The organism is Kribbibacterium absianum, assembly GCF_030067705.1.
Lineage (GTDB): Bacteria > Actinomycetota > Coriobacteriia > Coriobacteriales > Atopobiaceae > Kribbibacterium > Kribbibacterium absianum.
Genome location: NZ_JASJEX010000002.1, coordinates 197,598 through 213,408, shown reverse-complemented (window position 1 = coordinate 213,408; position 15,811 = coordinate 197,598). Strand labels below are relative to the sequence as shown.

Annotated in this window: 13 protein-coding genes and 2 tRNA genes; 3 read left to right on the top strand and 12 right to left on the bottom strand. The window is 66.6% G+C overall.

Annotated elements, in window-relative coordinates; all coding sequences use genetic code 11:
• Positions 1 to 3: 3 nt before the first annotated feature.
• The 12 genes from QJ043_RS03935 to QJ043_RS03880 all read right to left on the bottom strand — a co-directional run bounded on the left by QJ043_RS03935 (position 4) and on the right by QJ043_RS03880 (position 14,623).
• Positions 4 to 750, bottom strand: coding sequence for an amino acid ABC transporter ATP-binding protein (locus QJ043_RS03935; RefSeq protein ID WP_283713958.1), 747 nt, complete (start codon positions 748 to 750; stop codon positions 4 to 6).
• A complete protein-coding gene (locus tag QJ043_RS03930) occupies positions 747 to 2,222 on the bottom strand; it encodes an ABC transporter substrate-binding protein/permease (RefSeq protein ID WP_283722738.1) in 1,476 nt (491 codons plus the stop codon). The genes QJ043_RS03935 and QJ043_RS03930 overlap by 4 nt, the downstream gene beginning before the upstream one ends.
• A 294-nt stretch (positions 2,223 to 2,516) precedes the next feature.
• Positions 2,517 to 2,592: transfer RNA gene (locus tag QJ043_RS03925), tRNA-Ala, on the bottom strand.
• A 76-nt stretch (positions 2,593 to 2,668) separates the two neighbouring features.
• Positions 2,669 to 2,745 (bottom strand) — tRNA-Ile (locus QJ043_RS03920).
• Positions 2,746 to 3,013: 268 nt separating this feature from the next.
• Positions 3,014 to 3,538, bottom strand: coding sequence for a bifunctional nuclease family protein (locus QJ043_RS03915; RefSeq protein ID WP_283713960.1), 525 nt, complete (start codon positions 3,536 to 3,538; stop codon positions 3,014 to 3,016).
• A gap of 241 nt (positions 3,539 to 3,779) precedes the next feature.
• Positions 3,780 to 6,575, bottom strand: a complete 2,796-nt coding sequence (gyrA, locus tag QJ043_RS03910) for a DNA gyrase subunit A (protein WP_283713961.1) — start codon at positions 6,573 to 6,575, stop codon at positions 3,780 to 3,782.
• Positions 6,576 to 6,647: 72 nt separating this feature from the next.
• Positions 6,648 to 8,600 (bottom strand): DNA topoisomerase (ATP-hydrolyzing) subunit B, encoded by a 1,953-nt coding sequence (gyrB, locus tag QJ043_RS03905; protein ID WP_283713962.1) that lies wholly within the window; start codon positions 8,598 to 8,600, stop codon positions 6,648 to 6,650.
• 230 nt (positions 8,601 to 8,830) lie between these two features.
• A complete protein-coding gene (locus tag QJ043_RS03900; protein WP_283713963.1) occupies positions 8,831 to 9,373 on the bottom strand; it encodes a hypothetical protein in 543 nt (180 codons plus the stop codon).
• Positions 9,357 to 10,466 carry a DNA replication/repair protein RecF gene (recF, locus tag QJ043_RS03895; RefSeq protein ID WP_283713964.1) on the bottom strand — a complete coding sequence of 370 codons (1,110 nt, stop codon included), beginning with the start codon at positions 10,464 to 10,466 and terminating at the stop codon, positions 9,357 to 9,359. Before recF ends, QJ043_RS03900 begins: the two co-directional genes overlap by 17 nt.
• A 2-nt stretch (positions 10,467 to 10,468) precedes the next feature.
• Positions 10,469 to 11,575: a DNA polymerase III subunit beta gene (gene dnaN, locus QJ043_RS03890; RefSeq protein ID WP_283713965.1), complete on the bottom strand. Its 1,107-nt coding sequence runs from the start codon at positions 11,573 to 11,575 to the stop codon at positions 10,469 to 10,471.
• 219 nt (positions 11,576 to 11,794) lie between these two features.
• On the bottom strand, positions 11,795 to 13,393 hold the full coding sequence (locus QJ043_RS03885; protein ID WP_283713966.1) for a chromosomal replication initiator protein DnaA: 1,599 nt from the start codon (positions 13,391 to 13,393) through the stop codon (positions 11,795 to 11,797).
• Between the two features lie 117 nt (positions 13,394 to 13,510).
• Entirely contained in the window at positions 13,511 to 14,623 is a 1,113-nt protein-coding gene (locus QJ043_RS03880) for an ATP-binding protein (protein ID WP_283722737.1), read from the bottom strand.
• 439 nt (positions 14,624 to 15,062) lie between these two features.
• Between QJ043_RS03880 and rpmH the strand changes: the two genes are divergently transcribed.
• From rpmH to yidD, 3 genes are read left to right on the top strand one after another with little or no spacing between them, the layout of a single operon-like run.
• Positions 15,063 to 15,209, top strand: coding sequence for a 50S ribosomal protein L34 (rpmH, locus tag QJ043_RS03875; RefSeq protein ID WP_283713968.1), 147 nt, complete (start codon positions 15,063 to 15,065; stop codon positions 15,207 to 15,209).
• Between the two features lies 1 nt (position 15,210).
• On the top strand, positions 15,211 to 15,540 hold the full coding sequence (gene rnpA / locus QJ043_RS03870; RefSeq protein ID WP_283713969.1) for a ribonuclease P protein component: 330 nt from the start codon (positions 15,211 to 15,213) through the stop codon (positions 15,538 to 15,540).
• Positions 15,537 to 15,782 (top strand): membrane protein insertion efficiency factor YidD, encoded by a 246-nt coding sequence (yidD, locus tag QJ043_RS03865; protein ID WP_283713970.1) that lies wholly within the window; start codon positions 15,537 to 15,539, stop codon positions 15,780 to 15,782. Before rnpA ends, yidD begins: the two co-directional genes overlap by 4 nt.
• Positions 15,783 to 15,811: the final 29 nt, after the last annotated feature.

Below are 15,811 nucleotides of genomic sequence, written 5' to 3'. Positions count from 1 at the left end.
CGATCACAGCACTTTCGAGAGGAACGCCTTCAAGCGCTCGCTCTGGGGGTGGTTGAAGACCCGGTCGGGCATGCCCTCTTCCTCGATCACCCCCGCGTCGGTGAAGATCACCCGGTCCGAGACCTCGCGCGCGAAGCCCATCTCGTGCGTGACCACGAGCATCGTCATGCCCTCGTCGGCCAGGCGGCGCATGACGTCGAGCACGTCCTTCACCATCTCCGGGTCGAGCGCGCTCGTGGCCTCGTCGAAGAGCATCACGTCCGGTTGCATCGCGAGCGCACGGGCGATGGCCACGCGCTGCTTCTGGCCGCCGGAGAGGCTCTTGGGGCTCGCGTCGCCCTTGTCCGAGAGGCCCATCGTCCCCAGCAGCTTGTCCGCCAACGCGTCGGCGTCGGAGGCCGCGAGCCCCAGGTTGTTCATCGGCGCGAACGTGATGTTCTCCCGCACCGACATGTGCGGGAACAGGTTGAAGTGCTGGAACACCATGCCGATGCGCCGGCGGATCGCGTCGATGTCCTTGGCCGTCGCGATGTCCTGGCCCTCGAACAGCACCTGTCCGGTCGTGGGGGTCTCGAGACCGTTGCAGCAGCGCAGGAGCGTCGACTTGCCGGAACCGGAGGGGCCGATGATCGTGATGACCTCGCCCTTGCGCACGTCCATCGAGATGCCCTTGAGCACCTCGGTGTCCCCGAAGGTCTTGGTGACGTCCTTGACCTCGAGAATAATCTGGCTGCGCTCTTCGTCTGTCATTCCGCGAACCTCCTCGTGGCCCAGTTGGCCAGCATCGTGAGCAGGGAAATCGTGACCAGGTAGAACAGGGCCACGATGAAGAGCACCTCGGCCACGCGCAGGTTGGCCGCATAGATCTGCTGCGCCTGGTAGAGCAGCTCGCCAAAGCCGATGGCAAGGAGGATCGAGGAGTCCTTGACCATGATGATCAGCTGGTTGATGAGCGAGGGCGTGGCGATCTTGGCCGCCTGCGGCAGCACGATGGAGCGCATGGTGAGCCCCGCTGAGCACCCGAGGCAGCGAGCGGCCTCGGTCTGGCCCGGGTCGACGGACTGGATGGCGCCGCGGACGATCTCGGTGATGTACGCGCCCGCGTTGAGGGCCAGCGCGATGGCGCCCACGGCGAACACCGACAGTTTGATGCCGAACATCTGCGGCACCGCGAAGTAGAAGAAGAACGCCCAGATCAGGAGCGGCGTGCCGCGGAAGAGCCACACGTAAAAGCCCGCGATGGCCTTGAGCACCTTGCTATGGGCCACCTTGAAGAGACCGAAGACGATGCCGAGCACCATGGCGCCCGCGAAGGCGACCACCGTCACCAGGAGGGTGTTCTTCACGCCCTCGAGCAGCGCCGGCGCGGACTGGACGAGCAGCCCGATGAAGCCCGGCTGCTCGCTCTGGACGATGGCACTCGTGTCCAGGCTGTCCGACGTCCAGTTGTCGCCCAGGTACTGGGTCATGATCCGGTCGTAGGTGCCGTCGGCCTGTAGCTCGGCCAGGCCAACGTTGAAGGCGATGAGCAGGTCGCGGTTCTCGCCCTTCTTGACCACGGCGCCGTAGGAGTTGCCGGCCTCCTTCTCGGTCACGGCCTTCATGCCGTTCCCCTGGGCGATGCCGTAGGCCACGATGGGGTAGTCGTCGAACATGGCCTCGGCCTGGCCCGCCTGCACCATCTGCACCATCGTCGAGCTCTGGTCCACGGAGACCGTGCGGAAGCCGTACTTCTCGGCGATGGACTTGGCGAAGGTCTCGCCCTCGGTGCCGGTCTTCACAACCACGGTCTTGTCCGCCAGGTCCTCGTACCCGGTGATGTCCGAGGACTCCGACACCGCCATCAGCACGCCCGAGTCGAAGTAGGGGTCCGTGAAGTCGTAGGTCTGCTTGCGCTCGTCGGTGATGGACGCGCCGGCGATGCACAGGTCGGCGTTGCCCGAGTCCACAGCCAGCATGGCCGCGTTGAAGCCCAGGGAATCGATCTTGACCGAGAAGCCCATCTTGTCCGCGACGTCGCGGATCAGGTCCATGTCGATGCCCACCAGGTTGCCGGCCGTGTCGCGGTACTCGAAGGGCGCGAAGGTGGTGTCCGTGGCGACCACGTAGGTCTTGCCCCGGACGGCCTCGCAGGCCTCGCGCACCTCTTCCAGGGAAATGCCCATGGACCCAGCCACCTGCTGCTGAGCCGTCGCCTGCGCGTCGGTACTCTCGTCAGCCATAGCAGGGGACGGGGCGGAGAACAGGACAGCCGCGAACGCCAGAAGAACGGCGACAACGGCCATAGCACCGCGCACGGCGGATCGCCCGTCGCACGACGGCGACGGAGCCGGACGATTGAACGTCATAGCCTCACCTCGTTTGTAAACAGCGTCAGTCCATCGTAGGTGACGCGGCGGACACCTCGGTTTTTGTTAGCAACACGGAAAACCGGCTGCACGAGGGCGCCACAAGTGAAGAGGGGCGCCCACAACGCACAAGGCCCCCGCCGAGCTGGCGAGGGCCACCGTGAGTCCTGGTGGAGACAATGGGGTTCGAACCCACGACCTCAGGCTTGCAAAGCCCGCGCTCTCCCAGCTGAGCTATGTCCCCGTGCGCAAAGGCCATTCTAACGAATAATCGCCCCAGCGGCGACTCGGCTCACGCTGGGGCGACTATTGTCAAAAAGTGGTGGGCCCAACAAGGTTCGAACTTGTGACCTCCCGGTTATCAGCCGGACGCTCTGACCAACTGAGCTATGGGCCCAACGCGAAAACCAATACTACCAGCGTCGCCGAGCAAGTCAAGCAGAAAATGGCGGCGATTTCGGCCGCCTCTGCAGGAGGGCTGGCGGCTCGCGCACCCGACGGGTCGCTTCGGGGCAAGGACTCAAAAAGTTTGCACCTTATCGCCCAAAACACGGCACATCCGACAGGTTTTGCCGCGTTCAGGGTGATTGTGAGGCAAATCGCGCAACAGTTTACCCCGTATCGACAACCCGGCGCGAACCACCCGATGCGGGGCAGCCAGAGCGTCAGCCCTCGATGTCCCCCGTCAGGAAGTCCCCGGGAGAGAGCGTCTCGACGAACTTGCCGAACTCCTCGATGCTCTCCTCTTCCTCCTGGTGCCGCACGGCGCCGAAGTCCGGGCAGCCGGCCACCTCGAGCACACCGTCGTCGACAAAAACGGGGGACTTGGTGCGCACCGCCAGCGCCACGGCGTCGCTCGGCCGCGCGTCGAGCACCACGTGGCGCCCGGTGTTGGACGTGAGGTTCACCTGCGCGAAGAACGTCGTGCCCTCCACGCCGGTGATCACCACGCTCGTCACCGTGGCGCCGAGCACGGAGAGCGCCTGTTGCAGCAGGTCATGGGTCATCGGCCGCTCGGGCTTGCGCGCCTCGACGCCCATGCCGATGGAGGAGGCCTCAACGGCACCGAGGCGGATCGGGAGGCTCACCGCCGGCACACCGACGCGCGGACGGGGGCGTAGAACCAGAAGCGACGCGACCGGGCCCCCTCCGATCACGATGGTCTCGATATCGACGCGAGCCAATCCCACGGCGCCCTCCTTCCGCGCGTTCCTGAGCCGTTCCTTGAAAAACCCTCCGGTGCCCGGCATATACCCACGCACCACGCCCTCTGCCGGCACATCCCCGGTCATCTCGCCACCACACACCGCTGTGTTCCCTGAGTTTGGGCTGCAAGCATAGACCAAGCCCTCGCGAGAACTGTCGAGAACGAGGGCCGTCCGGGGAGCGTCCCGAACGGCCCTCGTCAAAGGCGCGGCTGTGTTGGGAGGGTTACTCCTCGTCGTCGAGCACCGTCTCGTCGAAGAGCTCCTCGCCGCCGATGTCGAGGGTCTCCTCCTCCGGCTCCGCACCAAAGTCGAGCATGCCCTGGCCGTCGGCCGGCTTCTTGGCCGCTGTGGGCTTCTTGGCCACCATGCGCGCCACCGAGGTGATCTTGTCGCCGTCGGTGACGTTCATGATCTTGACGCCCTGGGTGTTGCGGCCGAGGCGCGAGACCTCGGAGCTCTTGAGGCGGATCGTGGTGCCGTCCTGGCTCATAATCATGAGCTCGTGCTGCGGTCCCACCACCTTGACGGCCACGATCTCGCCCTTCTTGGCGGTCATCTGGATGGTGTAGACGCCCTGGCCGCCGCGCTTGTGCTCGGTGTACTCCGAGACCGGCGTGCGCTTGCCGTAGCCGTTCTCGGTGATCACGAAGAGGTCGCCCTTGCCGTTCGACACCTCCATGCCGAGCACCGACGCGCCGTTCTTGAGCGTGATGCCGCGAACGCCGGCGGTGGCGCGGCCCATCGGGCGCACCTCGGACTCGTCGAAGACGATGGCCTTGCCGTCGGTGGTGGAGAGGATGACCTTCTCGCCCGGCTTCACGCGGCGCACGGCGATGAGCTCGTCGCCGGCCTTGAGGTTGATGGCGATCATGCCGTCCCGACGGGAGCGGTCGTAGTCGGCCATCGAGGTCTTCTTCACCATGCCGTTCTTGGTGGCGAAGATCAGGAACTCGTCCTCCGGGAAGTTCCGCGTCGCAAAGATCGAGGTGGGGTGCTCGCCCTCGTCCAGCTCGAGCAGGTTCACGAGCGCGGTGCCGCGGGCCGTGCGGCTCTGGAGCGGCAGCTCGTGCACCTTGAGGCGGTAGATCTTGCCCTTGTTGGTGAAGAACAGCAGGTAATCGTGGGTGGAGGCCACAAAGAGCTCCTCCACGAAGTCGTTGTCCTTGAGCTTGACGCCCTGGATGCCCTTGCCGCCACGCTTCTGGGTGCGGTAGGTGGCCACCGGCAGCCGCTTGATGTAGCTGTCGTGGGTGATGGTGATCACCATGTCCTCGTCGGCGATGAGGTCCTCGACGTCGAGGTCGAGCGGCGCGTCGCTGATCAGCGTGCGGCGCTTGTTGGAGTACTTCTCCTTGATCTCGGTCATCTCGGCCTTGATGACGCCGAGCAGCTTGGTGCGGTCGGCGAGCAGCTCCTCGTAGTAGGCGATCTCCTGCTTGAGCTTCTTGATCTCCTCCTCGAGCTTCTCGCGCTCCAGGCCGGTGAGGCGCTTGAGGCGCATCTCGAGGATGGCGGCCGACTGCGCGGCGTCGAGGCCGAAGCGCTCGAAGAGCCGCTGCTTCACCTCGTCGTCGGAGTAGGAGCTGCGGATGATGTGCACCACCTCGTCGATGTTGTCGACGGCGATGAGCAGCCCCTCCTTGATGTGGAGCTCCTTCTTGGCCTTCTTGAGGCGGTACTCGGTGCGCCGGGTGACGACCTCCACCTGGTGGTCGATGTAGTGCTGGAGCATCTCGGGCAGCGTGAGCGTCTTGGGCACGCCGTCGACGAGCGCCAGGTTGATGGCACCGAACGTGGTCTGCAGCTGGGAGTGCTTGTAGAGGTTGTTGAGCACCACCTCGGGCACGGCCCCGGACTTGAGGTCGAACACGAGGCGCATGCCCTTGCGGTTGGACTCGTCGCGCATGTCCGAGATGCCCTCGATGCGCTTCTCGTTCACGAGCTGGGCGATCTTCTCCTGCAGCGTGCCCTTGTTCACCTGGTAGGGGATCTCGGTCACGACGATGCGCTGGCGGTTGCCGCGCATCTGCTCCACGTGGGCCTTGGCGCGCACGGTGATGGGGCCGCGGCCGGTCTCGTAGGACTGCCTGATGCCGTCGGTGCCCATGATGATGCCGCCGGTGGGGAAGTCCGGGCCGGGCATCACGGTCATGAGCTCGGCGACCGTGGCATCGGGGTTGTCGATGAGCATGCAGGTGGCGTCGATCGCCTCGCCGAGGTTGTGGGGCGCCACGTTGGTGGCCATGCCCACGGCGATGCCCTGGGAGCCGTTGACGAGGAGGTTGGGGAAGCGCGCCGGCAGCACGGCGGGCTCCATGATGGACTCGTCGTAGTTGGGCTGCCAGTCCACGGTGTCGTCGTTGAGGTCGCGGAGCATCTCCATGGCCGGGCGTGCCAGGCGGCTCTCGGTGTAACGCATGGCCGCCGGGGGGTCGCCGTCGATGGAGCCGAAGTTGCCGTGGCCGTCGACCAGCGGCAGGCGCATCGAGAAGTCCTGCGCGAGACGGACCATCGCGTCGTACACGGAGGCGTCGCCGTGCGGGTGGTACTTGCCGATGACCTCACCGACCGTCCAGGCCGACTTCTTGTGGGGCTTGCTCGGGAGCACGCCGGCGTCGAGCATCGCGTAGAGAATGCGGCGGTGCACCGGCTTCAGGCCGTCGCGGACGTCCGGCAGGGCGCGCGCGACGATGACGGACATCGAGTACTCGATGAAGCTCGTCTGCATCTCCTTGGAGAGGCCCACCGGCTTGAGCGTGCCGCCGTGGATGTCCGAGAGGTCCAGGCGGCTGCCGCCCTCGTCCGAGAGGAGACCGGTCTTCGAGTCGCCAAGGGAGAACTCCCCCTCGACGTCCTCGATCTGCGGCTCGCCCTCGTCGTTCTCGCCCATCACGACGTCGAGGTCGTAGTCGACGTCGTCATCGTCGGTGAGCTCGTCCTCGAGGTCCGCCCCGGAGTCGTCCGTGGGATCCATGGCCTCGTCGAGCTCGTCGTCGTGGGTGTGGTTGTCGTCTGCCACGTTCAACCTTTCTTCTGTGGCTTGGCTACACCGTTGATGTGCATTTGGGGACTGTCCCTAAATGCACATCGGTTAGATGTCGAGGAAGCGCGCGTCCTTCGCGTGGCTCTGGATGAACTCCTTGCGGCGCTCCACCTGCGTGCCCATCAGGTCCGACACGGCGCGCTCGGCGGCCGCGGCGTCCTCGACATGGCACTGGAGCAGGATGCGGTTCTTGGGCTCCATCGTCGTCTCCCACAGCTGCTCCGGGTCCATCTCGCCGAGACCCTTGTAGCGCTGCACGGAGTAGCTCTTGGGCGGCAGGTCCTTGACCTGCTCGGCCAGCTCCTCGTCCGTGTAGATGTACGTGCCCTTGCGCCTGCCCTTGGGCTTGAGCTGGAAGAGCGGCGGCTGCGCGATGTAGATGTAGCCGGCGTCGATCATCGGGCGCATGTACCGGTAGAAGAACGTCAACAGCAGGATGCGGATGTGCGCGCCGTCGACGTCGGCGTCGGTCATGATGATGATCTTGTGGTAGCGGGCCTTCTCGATGTTGAACTCGTCGCCCACGCCGGTGCCGATGGCCGTGACCAGCGACTGGATCGTGTCCGAGGAGAGGGCACGGTGAGGCCCCACACGCTCCACGTTGAGGATCTTGCCGCGCAGGGGCAGGATGGCCTGGGTGGAGCGGTCGCGCGCCATCTTGGCGGAGCCGCCTGCGGAGTCGCCCTCGACGATGAAGAGCTCGGTCATCGCCGGGTCGCGCACGGAGCAGTCGGCGAGCTTGCCGGGAAGGGACGCGCTCTCGAGGAGCCCCTTGCGCCGGGTGGCCTCGCGGGCCTTGCGGGCGGCCTGGCGGGCCTTCGCGGCGGAGGACGCCTTGTTCACGATGGCGCGGGCCTGCTTGGGGTGCTCCTCCAGGTACTCGGCGAGGCCGTCGGAGACGGTCTTCATCACGAGCGGGCGCATGAAGGACGAGCCGAGCTTGGCCTTGGTCTGTCCCTCGAACTGCGGGTCGGCCAGCTTGACCGAGACCACGGCCGACAGGCCCTCGCGGACGTCGGACCCCTCGAGGTTCTTGTCCTTGTCCTTGAGAATGCCCTGTTTGCGGGCATAGTCGTTGATCACGCGGGTGATGGCCGTGCGGAAGCCCTCCAGGTGCATGCCGCCCTCGGGGGTGTAGATGTTGTTGGCGAACGACATCACCGTCTCGCCGTAGCCGGCGTTCCACTGGAGCGCGACCTCCACCTCGCCGGTCCTCTCGACCGGGGCACCCTCCTCGGACCTGCCGCTCATGTAGATCGGCGTCTTGATGTCGCCGACAAGCTCCTTGCCGTCGTTCAGGAACTTGACGAAGTCCACGATGCCGCCGGAGTAGCAGAACTCCTCGACCCTGGGCGCGAGCTCGCGCTCGTCGGTGAGCACGATCTTGAGGTTGCGGTTGAGGAACGCCATCTCCTGCATGCGGTTGCGGAGGGTCTCGAAGTCGAAGGACGTGGTCTCGAAGATCTCGTCGTCCGGCCAGAAGGTGACCGTGGTGCCGGTGCCCTTGGCCTTGCCCACCACCTTCATCTTCTCGACGGTCGCGCCGCGGCTGAACTCCATCTCGTAGATGGAGCCGTCGCGCTTGACCTGCACCACGAGGCGCTTGGAGAGGGCGTTGACCACCGAGATGCCCACGCCGTGGAGGCCGCCGGACACCTTGTACGCGCTGTTGTCGAACTTGCCGCCGGCGTGGAGCACCGTGAGGACCACTTCCAGCGTCGGGATCTTGCGCTGGGGGTGCTTGTCCACCGGGATGCCGCGGCCGTTGTCGACCACGGTGATGGAGTTGTCCGGGTGGATGGTCACGTTGATCTTGGTGCAGAAGCCGGCCAAGGCCTCGTCCACGGAGTTGTCGACCACCTCGTACACCAAGTGGTGAAGTCCCGAGGCGCTCGTCGATCCGATGTACATGCCCGGACGCTTGCGCACCGCCTCGAGGCCCTCGAGGATCTTGATCTCATGCCCGTCGTATTCGGCGTTTGAGGTCTTCTTTCTTGCCACGCAGTCCTCCCAGGGTGCGATTTCACAACAGTGCACGATTGTAGGCGCATTTGAACCCCAAAAGAAGCGCGCCCGCCTTTGTCCGCCGGATAACTACGGACGCTCCCAGGGTCTGTATGGCCTTTGAAGACCAACTGCGCCCGGTGGACGGCCCGTTCGCGCCCGCTTCGAGGCCAGGGTCGTGACACGGCGCGAGCGCGCCTCTGAGGGGCTGTGAGCGAGCCTGCCGTTCAGTGTCCGAGGCCGGTCCGCCCGGCCGCCCGCTCCGCCGCATCCCGCCGGAGCGACGCCTCCATCGCCGAGCGGAACGCCTCGTCGAGCCCGTCGGAAAGCCCGGCGCCCGCCGCCGAGACCCGCGCCCGGGACTCCTCGTCCAGAGGCGGGAGCGGGTCGGCGACCTTCCTCGCCGAGACGGGAGCGCTCGCGCCCACCTCCGTCGCGACCGCGCCCCACACGCTCGCTTGACGGCTCAGCTCGAACCTCACCGAGCTCACCGGGAGCCCCACCTCGGCGAGGCGTCGCTCGTAGAGCAGATGGTCGGTCTGGTAGTCCTGGATAAGCGGAGAGGAGTCCAGGTACACATGGAGCACCGACGTGCCGTCCTGGCGCCGCTCGAGGTAGAGGCCCTGCGTGTGGCGCCTGCCGGCCTCGTTCACCACGCGGTTCCAGGCGTAACCGGCGCGAACCGAGCCGTCGGACAGCTCGGCCACGCTGCCGAGCAGCGACGACGACAGCTCGCCGATGCTGGCCGGCCCCTCACCCCTCGTCGCCATCGTCGCTCCTCTCGAAAGGCACGACCGACGCGCGCGCGAGCGTGGCCTCGTCGAAGTAGCCCAGGTGCGTGGTGGTCACCACGGTCTGGATGCCGCCGTCCACATAGGCCGAGACGGCCGCGCGACGGTGCTCGTCCAGCTCGCTCATCACGTCGTCGAGCAAGAGGAGGGGCCGGCGCCCCAGGTGCTCCTCGCAGAAGCGCACCTGCGCGAGCTTCCAGGCGAGGACCGCGGTGCGCTGCTGGCCCTGGCTCCCAAAGTCGCGCGCCGAGCGGCCGGACAGCGTGAAGCACGGGTCGTCCCGGTGGGGGCCGACCGTGGTCTGCCTGCGGGTGAGGTCGCGCTCGCGGCTCTCCGCCAGGGCTGCGCCGAGCAGTTCCTCCAGGTCGGCCCGCGTGGCGCCGGCGTCGACCGGGCCGATCGAGCTGTGGTACTCGGTCCCGAGCGGCTCGGCCGGCGCAAGCTCCGCGTACACCTCGCGGGCGCGCTCGCCGAGCTTCTCCCAGAGCGAGCGACGATGGGCGAGCAGGGCGCCCCCGAGCGACGCAAGTGACAGGTCCCAGGCGTCGAGGAGCCCAACGTCGAGGTCGTCCCCTTTGAGGACGCGGTTCCGCTGATCGACGGCCCGCCCATAGTCGCGGCAGAGGCGCCCGTAGGCCGGGCTCGCCTGGGAGCCGAAGCCGTCCAGCTCGTCGCGGCGCACCGACGCGGAGCGCTTCACGAGGTCCAGATCGTCGGGCGTGAAGAGCACCGAGAGCAGCTCGCCGGCCACCCCCGAGGGGCGCACCGGCTTGCCGTTTCTCGTGAAACGCCGCGAACCCTGGGACACCGTGCAGGTCACGTCCATCACCCGGCCGTCGCCGCCGGCCTCGAGCTGGGCGCGCCCGACCTCGGCCCCCTCCCGCACCAGCTGGGCGGGGGTCGGTCTCCTGAAAGAGACGCCCGCCGTCAACAGCTGGAGCGCCTCCACCGCGTTTGTCTTGCCGCACCCATTGGGTCCCACGAGGACCGTCATGGCATCGGACAGCTCCACCGTCCGGTCGCGGGCGTTGCGCCAGTCGACCAAGGAGAGCCGTTTGACCGTGAGCGCCACGGCTACAGGTGCACCGGCATCACGAGGTACAGGTAGTTCACCGCGCCGTAGGACTTGAAGACGGCCGGCTTCATGGAGCCCTGCAGCTCCAGGTCGAGCGACTCGTCGTCCGGTGCGGCCGTCAGGCATTCCTGCAGGTAGCGGTCGTTGAGGGCGATGCGCACGTTCTCGCCGGTGCCGGGGGCGTCCACCTCCACGCGGGCCTCGCCGGCGTCCACGGCGCCGCTCGACATCGTGATGAGCCCGCCGTCCACGTCCACGTCGAGCCGAACGCTCGGGTTGGTGGTGGCCATCGGCGCGACGCGCTTGAGCGCCTCGGAGAAGGCCTCCACCGGCAGTTTCACCGAGGTGGAGCAGGAGGCGGGGATCAGGCGGTTGTAGTCTGGGTAGTTGCCCTCGATGCGGCGGCTCACGAACGTCGTCGTGCCCGCCGAGAAGAGCACCTGGGTGCCGGTCACGCCCACGAGCACGGCCTCCTCGCCGGCCATCGCCGAGACGGCGTCCCGGAAGGCCTGGCCCGGCACGATGGCGTCGAAGGAACCGGAGAGCGACGAGGTCTCCACGTGCGCGTCCACGACCGCCAGGCGGTAGGAGTCGCAGGCCACGAGCCGCACGAGGTTCTCCTCCACGGTGAGGAGGATGCCGCAGAGCGCCGCGCGTGACGTGTCCTTGGAGGTGACGCGGAAGACGCTGTCCACCATGTCGGTGAGGATGCCGAGGGGCAGCTCGACGGAGCTCTCGGGCGCGACCTCCGGGAAGCTCGGGAAGTCCTGGGCGGGCAGGGTGTTGAGGGTGTAGCGGATGCTCCGGTCGCAGGACATCTCGAGCACGCTGCCGGCGCCGTCGAACGTGACCGGGGCGTCCGGGAGGTTCTTCACGATGCTGCTGATCATCTTGGCCGAGACCACGGTCTCGCCCGGCTCCTCAACGTTGGCTGCGACGGAGTGACGGATAGAGATGGCGAGGTCGGTGGTCTGGAGCTCGAGCGTGCCCTCGGACGCGCGGAAGAGCACGCCGGCGATGATGGGCATCGTGGTGTTGGACGAGGCGCCCTTGACCACGACGGCGAGCGCCTTTTGGAGGGCGCTCTTGCTGACGGTGAAGCGCATCACTATCCCTTTCTCTTTAAAAACCTCTTAGGTGAAGTAGTTGGACCTGTAGAAATGTCGAGAAACGTCCGTCGTCCCAGCTCTGCGTTGTCGATCCGAATTCCCGTTCTTGTTGGCGAGGGCGCCGGTTGTGGACCTGGGCCCGGACTGCGCCAGGGGATCCGACGATCGAGGGCGGTTTGTGAACCCGGTCCTTCGATCCTGTGGACGGAGGATCGTTCATGATCCCCCCAGCCGCTCGCGCATGATGACAAGTCGGTCGAAAAGCACGCGGTCCTCCTCCATCGCCTGCTCCACCCACGCGATGGAGTGCTTAACCGTGGCATGGCTTCTGCCGCCGAAATGCTTGCCGATCTCGGCCAGGGTCTGGTCGGTGAGCTCTCGACAGAGCCAGATGGCGATGTGGCGCGGCTGGGCGATCTCCTTGGAGCGCTTGGTGCCGACGAGGTCCTGGCGCGAGATCCCGTACTGGTTCTGCACCATGCGCTGGATGTCCTCGACGGTCACGCGCTTGCCCTCGTTGGCCCAGCGCTCGGCCGCCGCGGCGATGATGTCGGCGGACTCGATCCTCGAGCCGGCCGCCTCCAGGTGGCTCGCGCGGAACAGGCAGTCCTGCACGAAGGAGCGGATCGAGCGGATGTTGCCACCGGCTCGGTCGGCCATGAGGGTGAGGTCGTCGGGGGTGAGGGTGCCCTCGGAGCCGATGCCCCCTTCCGCCTTCATGCGCTCGTAGAAGGTCTCGATGAGCACGCGCTTGAACTCGAGGGTCGGCGACTGCACGGCCACCGAGAGGCCCTGGGACATGCGGCTCGTGATGCGCTCCGGCATGCCCAGCTGGCCGGGCGGCTCGTCGGCGGCGAGCACGATCTGCTTGCCGTGGCTGATGAGGTAGTTGAACGTGTTGAAGAAGAACTCGATGGTCTTGGTGGCGCCCTTGAGGTGCTGCACGTCGTCGAGGATCAGCACGTCGATGTCGTGGTAGTTGCGCTCGAGCGCCTCCATCATGCCGTGCTCGCGGTCCTTGATGGCGTTGGTGTAGTCGCCGATGAAGTCCGTCGCGATGCGGTAGGCGCAGGTGCGCTCGGGGTCGTTCTCAGCGATGTAGTTCTGGATTGCGCGGAGCAGGTGCGTCTTGCCGAGGCCCGAGCTGCCGTGGATGAAGAGCGGGTTGTACTGGTCGCTGACGCCGTTGGCCACCTGTTTGGCCGCCTGGAGCGCGAAGCGGTTCTCGTCCGCCTCGACGAAGGTGTCGAAGGTGAGGGTCGCGTCCTTTGCGGCGATGCGCTCGATGAGGGGATTGGGGAAGCTGCTCGCCGGTTTCGCGGCCGGCTGGGGCTCGGCGGCCGGAGGCTTGGCGCCCCCGCCCTGCACGGCGCGCTGGTAGGCCCGGAACTCCTCGAGGGTCATCGACGTCGCGGCGCCGTCCACACGCTGAGGTTTTCCTGCCACGACCATGCGCGTCGCCGGGTCGGGTGTGGCCGAGGCGGCCGGGGAGGCCGTGTGATGGGCGGGCTCGACAGGGGTGGGCACCGGAGCACTCTCGACGCGCTCTGCCGGCCGCGGCGCCGCGCCGTCCGAGAGCACGAGTGCGACCGGCTCGAAGGCGGCGTCTGAGAGCGCCTTCTCCACCGTCGCCGCCTCGCGTTGGAGCACGCGGGCCGCGAAGCCCGAGGGGGGCGTCACCGTGAGCGCGCCCCCTTCGAGGACCACGGGCGTCGCCGCGCGGGCCATCTTGGCCAGTTGCTCGAACTCCCCGGCCTCAAGGGCCAGGCAGGCATCGTCCCAGAGCAGCTGGGCATCGGAGGCGGAGACGTCCATGGGCCGGGTTCCTCTCAGTTCAGGTCAGGGTCTCCCAGTATAGGCACAGCGCTCCAGGGATGGTCGAAAAACCGGCTGGAAGGAAGACAAGTGGTTTTGTTTGTCGAAATCAGTTGCCTAGACCGCTAGGTGCCGTTCCGCCCAGATCCGGCCCAGCCGGGTGATCTGGTACTTCTGGCCGCTCTTTTGGACGAAGCCCTGGCTCGTGAGGTTCGAGAGGCACCGCGACCAGGTGGGCGCTGACGCCCCATAGGCGTCGGTGAGCTCTTTGGGGCCGCACTGCTCGTGGCGCTGGAGATAGGAGAGCACGCTCTTCTCGCGGCCCGAGAGGATCGCGTCCTCGTCGTCGGGCATTGAGCCGGTCCACGGGGTGGCCGTCGGTGCCGAGGTTGGTTGCGCCGCGGGGTCCGGCGCCGGCACGGCAGTGGTCTGCGGGTACGGCGGTTGGGGCGATGGCGCCGGCTGGTAGGTCGGCTGACCGTACGGCTGTTGGTACGGCTGCTGCGGGTAGGGCTGGGCGTACCCCGGCTGTCCATAGGGTTGCTGGTAGGGCTGGGCATAGGACGGCTGACCGTAGGGCTGTCCGTACGGCTGCTGGTATCCCGGCTGGTAGCTGGGCTGCGGGACGCCCTGGCCGTAGGGCTGTTGATAGGCCTGCTGGCCCATCGGGTCTGTCGTCGCCTGCGGCGCGGCCCGCTCGGCGAGCGAGATGGTCACGACGCACCCGCCGCCGATGTTGTCCTCGATGGTGAGGGTCCCGCCCTTGTCCTCCATGTATTGGGACGCGTAGGGAAGGCCCGACCCCACCCCGCGGATGTAGCGCTTCATCTCCTCCGTGGCCGATGACGTGCCGTACTCCAGGGCGAGCCGCTTGTCGCGGATGCCGGGGCCGAGGTCGGAGAAGCGGATCGTGTTGCCGTCGTCGAGGATCGAGACAGTCGGGGAGCAGAAGTACGCGTGGATGAGGTTCTCGACGCACTCGCGGATCACCGTGAACGGGATGGTGCCGCCCTGCTCGCGGGCCAGCTGGTTGACGGTCTTGGTGATCTCCTCGAGGTAGCTGCGGACGTCGGTGGGGGCGACCACCACCACGCGGGGCGCCGCCGCCGCGTCGTCGTACACGGCCACGCGGGCCGGGTAGTCGACTGTGAGCTGGGGTTCCTCGGCGTCTGGTGCGGCGTCGGGAGCCGCCGTGGGGTTCTCCACGAAGGGATAGAAGGAGTCGGCCATGGGGCTCTTGGGTCCGTTTCTTCGACGTGTTTTCACCGCGTGATGAAAGATTTCAGTCCGTTGCTTTCATGGCACGAAAAAGTTTTCAACACGCGGTGAAATCCTGTTGATAAGTGGTTTCTCGCCCATGAAATCGATTGGAACCTCATGGTATCTCAGGGACGCGTTCCACGCTGAACGAAATGTTTCTTTCACCAGCGGGCAGAGGATTTCGCGGCACGTTTCCCGAAGCGGCGGCGACGGGCCCGCAGGCGGATCTTCTGGTCTTCTTCCTCGTGCGATGTGACGGATCCGTGCTGCTGCCGCGTTCTGGCCTTTTGGGCTTCGTAGCTGTGGCGATAATTGACAGTCCGGCTCAGAGCCGCATACAATCGCTGAGTTCCGGCTCAGTTTCCCTATCGGCCGGGTCTGTGCTTGCACCGCCTAGGAGGTTTTACCGATGAAGCGTACGTATCAGCCCAACAAGCGGAAGCGCGCCAAGACGCACGGCTTCCGTTCCCGCATGGCCACCGCCAACGGCCGCAAGGTTCTCGCGCGCCGCCGCGCCAAGGGCCGCAAGCGCCTCACGGTGTCCGACCCCAAGTAAGTTGAGGACCATTAAGTCCGCCAAGGTCTTCGAGAAGGTCTTCAAGCGCGGGCGCCGGGTCTCGACGCCGCGGGTTCGCGTCACAGTCATGGAATGCTCGGATGAAGGCGGCTCTGGACGGGTCGCCTTCATTGCTGCTAAGCGCCTGGGCAACGCCGTGACGCGCAACCGCTGCAAGCGCCTCCTCCGTGCGGCCGCCCACGAGTGCGGGCTCCCCCTTTCCGGCCAGGCGATGCTCCTGTTCGCCACGCCCAAGACGTTCGACGCCTCCTCGCACGAGGTGGCGCGCGACCTTGAGCGCGCGCTGGTGAAGGCCGGCCTGCGGTCATGAGCGGGGACGGGAAGGGCGCCGCGAGGTCGCTGGGCGCCCGGGCTTTGCTTAAGATTTTCCAAGGATATCAGCGCTGGGTCTCGCCACTGTTTCCCCCGTGCTGTATCTATAGGCCTACCTGTTCGCAGTACGCGATCGAGGCGGTCGCCAAGTACGGTGCCCTCAAGGGAGGGTGGCTGGCCGTGAAGCGCATCTGCCGGTGCCATCCCTTTCACCAAGGGGGCTACGACCCAGTCCCCTAGCGCTGGCGCGCACGATCGTATTCGACCCA